Origin of the sequence: Sphaerotilus sp., from assembly GCF_041083715.1 — a bacterium.
Taxonomy (GTDB): domain Bacteria; phylum Pseudomonadota; class Gammaproteobacteria; order Burkholderiales; family Burkholderiaceae_C; genus Sphaerotilus.
In genome coordinates this window covers 1-4,438 of the sequence record NZ_JBFPGY010000011.1, presented here as the reverse complement: position 1 = coordinate 4,438, position 4,438 = coordinate 1, and the positions used below count along the sequence as shown (strand labels likewise).

5 protein-coding genes are annotated in these 4,438 nt (G+C 64.6%); 1 reads left to right on the top strand and 4 read right to left on the bottom strand.

Annotated features, from left to right (window positions below):
- On the bottom strand, positions 1-421 hold a 421-nt coding region (locus AB3X43_RS00365; protein ID WP_369427917.1), incomplete at its 3' end, for a transposase.
- Positions 422-557: 136 nt separating this feature from the next.
- Here AB3X43_RS00365 and AB3X43_RS00360 point away from each other — a divergent pair.
- The gene (locus AB3X43_RS00360; RefSeq protein WP_473965036.1) at positions 558-713 is read left to right on the top strand and encodes an Arm DNA-binding domain-containing protein; all 156 of its coding nucleotides are present in this window, start codon (positions 558-560) and stop codon (positions 711-713) included.
- 137 nt (positions 714-850) lie between these two features.
- Here AB3X43_RS00360 and AB3X43_RS00355 read toward each other — a convergent pair whose 3' ends face one another.
- From AB3X43_RS00355 to AB3X43_RS00345, 3 genes are all read right to left on the bottom strand, one after another.
- Positions 851-1,948, bottom strand: coding sequence for a peroxidase, FMP-type (locus AB3X43_RS00355; RefSeq protein ID WP_369427916.1), 1,098 nt, complete (start codon positions 1,946-1,948; stop codon positions 851-853).
- A 50-nt stretch (positions 1,949-1,998) separates the two neighbouring features.
- Positions 1,999-2,421 carry a RidA family protein gene (locus AB3X43_RS00350; RefSeq protein ID WP_369427915.1) on the bottom strand — a complete coding sequence of 141 codons (423 nt, stop codon included), beginning with the start codon at positions 2,419-2,421 and terminating at the stop codon, positions 1,999-2,001.
- Positions 2,422-2,491: 70 nt separating this feature from the next.
- Complete coding sequence (locus AB3X43_RS00345; protein ID WP_369427914.1) at positions 2,492-4,366, bottom strand: thiamine pyrophosphate-binding protein; 1,875 nt, start codon at positions 4,364-4,366, stop codon at positions 2,492-2,494.
- Positions 4,367-4,438 lie beyond the last annotated feature (72 nt).

The window sequence follows — 4,438 nt, the reverse complement described above, 5'->3', positions numbered from 1 at the left end:
CATCGACCACCGTGCCCTGCCTGAGCAGCAGGCCCTTGGCCGTGAGCAGATCGTTGACCGTCTGCAGGATCTGCCCGGCCAGCTTGTGCTTGTCCAGCACGTGGCGGAATCGAAGGATGGTCGATTCGTCGGGCAGCCGATCGTCCCAGCCTGCGAGTCCAGCGAACTCGCGAAACAGCGGCACGTCGTGCAGCGCATCCTCCATCGCCGGGTCCGACAGCTTGAACCACTGCTGCATGAAGTGGATGCGCAGCATCGCCTCCACTGCAAACGGCGGGCGACCGCGACGGCCTTCGGGCATGTACGGCGCGACCAGCGCCACCAACGCAGACCACGGCACTACCCGTTCCATCTCGCTGAGGAATTCCCGCCGGCGGGTGCGCTTGCTCGACTGACCCAGGCCCAAGCTCTGCTGTTTCATGGGCTCCATCCTCTCAGGCCATCACCCCTCAGGCAAGCACAGCCTTCGGCGATTTATGCAGACCTTCCCTAGGGCTTTTTTGTTGCCCAAGGAACCCCAAGGAGCCCCACTTGAACCTGCCCCCGAGCTGTTCCAGATGGCCATCACCAACACCCTGTCAGACGCTGCGATCCGCAAGGCGAAACCCAGCGACAAGGCGCGCAAGCCGTCCGACGGTGGCGGGCTCTACCTGGAACTGCAGCCGAACGGCGGGAAGTGGTGGCGCCTGAAGTACCGCTCGTCCTCCGCTTGAGAATTCAGATCGCTTCGTGACCGACACGGTCGTTCACACGCGTCTGGACCCATGAAGCATGGCTCATGGTCTCGCCGATCGGTGTAGCTGTAGCAGTTTGCAATGATGTCAGCACCGAGCGCCAAGTTGGATGCCCCTCAGCCTCTTTTGCGCAAGGTGTTGATCTGGATGTGAGGCCAACGTGTGGTCTTGCCATCGGTGCCGAACATGAACTCGAAGAACATGATCTGTCGGTACTGCAGCTGCAGGATCTCCTGCCCATCTTCGACCACCGTCTCGATCCAAAGCCTTGCATTCACCTCCGTGACACGGGCGAAGCGGTTCACGAATGGCGTGTTCATGACGCCGCCTTGAGGTCCGCCATCCTGCTTGGTGGACAAATCGATGACGGTGTAGCACTTGATGGTCTGGTCTTTGATCGCGTCGCGCAGGCGCAGATCCGGCCGGACCGAATACGGATAATGGGCATCGGCCAAGATGCGCTGGGTGTAGGTGCGGTTGCCGTCCGGGTCGGTCACGGGCATTGACTTGTCGTGCACCCAGTCGGGCGCGGGTGCATCCAGGTTGATGGGGTTCTCGGGCGTTGCCCCTGCTGAACCCATGCTGGGCGAGATCGACAGGAACGGTGGCTGCCAAGCCGCTGGTCCAAAGGGGAACTCGGGCCTGCCAGGACTCACTTCCTGGAAGTCACCCATCAGCAGGATCGAGCTGCCATGCGGGATCGAGCCGCTGCGAGCGATCGAAGAGGGCGGAACGAAGTTCGGGCCGTTCGAGCCAGCACCGACGGCGATGCCGGGGTAACCGTTGTCTGCCAGCACCGATTGTTCGTCGGCCGGGTGGTTGTACATCTGGTTCAGCCAGAGGTACATGCCGTCCTCTTCGTGAATGCCAACGCCATCGCTGACGCGCTGGATGCTCTGGTTGTACTTGACCGCACCGATGAACTGCTCGTTGGTGCCACCTCGGTTGCGCACGCCACGGTCGACCAGCGTGAAGGTGAGTTCTTCGGTGTAGTCCTCGCACATGAAATGGAAGATGCCGAAGATGGTTTCCGAGTTGGTGCCTGGCGATGGCAAACAGGTGGTGTGCAAACCCCAACCCGTGCTGTTGCGCTCAGGGTTGTGGTTGACCCAACGGCCCTCCAGTTGCTGGAGTACGCCGTAGTTGGCGGGTGCGCTGAGCACGTCGTCGCTGTACATGGCATACGGCGGTTGAGGCGTGGCGGGAATCGGCATGGTGAAACCCCTTGCGATTTATCCAGGCAGCAGTTGGCGCGTCGGCCCCCTCAACGCCTGACGGTTCTACCGGAGTTGCCGACGCTGCTTGTTGCCAATGCGGAACACTCGATCTCGACGCGGGCACCGAGCGCGAGTCCGCTCACCGCGACGGCCGACCGGGCGGGGTAGTCGTCGGGCGCGAAGTAAGTGGCGTACACGCTGTTCATCTCCGCGAAGTCGGCGATGTCGGCCAGGAACACGCCGACCTTGATGACGTCGCTCATCGTGCTCCCGACCTGTTCGAGAACGGCCTTGATGTTGGCGAGCGCCTGCCCGGTCTCGGCGCCGACACCACCGGGTGCGAGTGTGTTGGATCCAGGGAGCAGCCCGATCTGACCGGACAGCTCCCAGATGTCGCCGACGCGCACGGCGGTTGAAAACGGGTAGCCGAGTGAACTCGGGAGCCGTTCGATCGGTGATGCATCGTGCATGGCGGTACCTCTCCGTCGGGGGCAGGTCAGACAACCCAAGCAGGTGATGCGTTGCCTGGGAACGCAGGGGTCAGCCGCACTTCATCTTCCAGGCAGCGTTGCCCGGCAGGCACTTCGCCGGCAACCGGACGGCGATGAGTGTGAACGTCGGCTTGCCGGTCATCGTGTTGATGCAGGGGGTCTTCAGCTCCCCGAGCACGCTTGACAACTGGGCGTTGCTGGCCACCGCGAACCCGCGTCCTCCAAAACCCTCGGCCAGCTTGACGTAGTCCCAGATGGCGCCTTGCGGGACGGCCGTGAGTGGCACGAACGGTGGTGCGTCGGCAGTGTCGCAGAACGCGTCGGCGTTGATCAGCCACTGTTCGACGGCAAACACCCGGTTGTCCATCACGAAGATCAGGACATCCTGCCCGAGCTGGGCGATGGTGCCGAGCGCATTGAGCGTCTCGGCGAACGCCCCGTCACCGGTGATCGTCACCGTCCGCCGTGTCCGGCCGGCCACCTCGTTGGCCAGCACCACGCCCGGTGTGGCGCCGACGCCGTAGCCGATCGCCGCCCACGCCAGTTGGGCGATGTAGCCGCCTTCTCCGCACTGGAGGTCGATGTTGGACAGGAACGAGAACCCCGAGTCGGCGATGATCTGCGGACAGTGATCCGCGTCGTGCCCCTTGAGGAACTCGTGATGCAGGTACGACTTGAAGCTGTCGAAGGTGATCGGATCGCCAGCCGGGTACTGGCTCGTCGGTGGGATGTCCGAGGGCGGTCCCTCGATCCCAGGGAACGGCGCGTGGGCCAGCGTGCCGTCCGCTGCCGCCAGTGCGTCGAGCAGCGCAGCGATGAGATCGGCCAGTCCGACGTCGCCCCAGTACGCGCTGGATCGTCCGACCAGCACGGCACCATTGCGCGCCTGGATACGGTCCGGCCCGGGCAAGGTCGTCTTCGCTGCCGGGTTGTAGTCGGGGGTGACCACGCCGAGGTAGTTGAAGTCGGTGTCCTGCACACCGAGCGCGAGCACGCAATCCGCCGCTTCGAGCAACTGCTGCAGCGCCGGTGATGAGCTGCGCCCGAAGTACACGCCGGCGAAGCGGACATCGGTGCGCAGTTCGGACAGCACGCTCTTGCCGAGCGGGCTTGTCGCGTACGGCGCGTCGATGCGCCGCAGGAGTTCGGCGAACGGTTTCTGCAAGCCGAACCGGGCGATCTCGGCGCCACCGATGATGACGACCCGCTCGGCCGCCTTCAGATGCGCCATCACGGCCGCACAGGCTTCGGCGACGGACGCGGGCGAGGACGGGATCCGGCTCGCGCTGAGCCGCCGCTGCGGCACGGGCGCGCACGCCATGTGCGCGGTCTGACTGGCCAGTTCGATGTACACCGGCCGGCTGGTTGTCAGGCAGGTCTGCAGCGCAGCGTCGATGAGCGCCGGGGCGGTCGCCGGATTGTCGATCCGCACGGCGATCTCGGTGATCTCGGCGAAGATGCGCTGATCGGTGTGCGAACCGTTGAGCATGTGGTGGTACAGCACCCCCTGGTCGCGCTGGGAGTTGAACTGGGCCACCGAGGGGCTGCCGTTGATCACGACGAGCGGCGAGTATTCGGCGTAGGCACCGGCTACCGCCTGGGCGGCATTGATGCCACCAGCACCATAGGTGAACGCCACGCACCCGATGACGCCGTTGGCAACCCGGCCATAGCCATCGGCCGCGTAGGTCGCGCACATCTCGTTGTTCGGGTGGATGCGCACGAGGCCTGCGTTCTGGGCCGGGTCGTCGAGGGTGGCGGCCCACTCGGCGAGGTAATCGCCGGGGATGCAGAACACGTGAGACACGCCGATCTGCTTCAGGCGGGTGTTGAGGTAGGTGGCGACCGTCTGGCTCGCCACAGGTGCGACGGCCTGGGTGCGGTACTCGCGGTCGAAGTGGTCGTTGACGAACTGGGTGATCATGGCTCAGCCCCCCCACAAGCCGGACTGCGAGGGCCGCGCGGAGACGCCCGCAGAAGGCGATGCTGTCGGGCC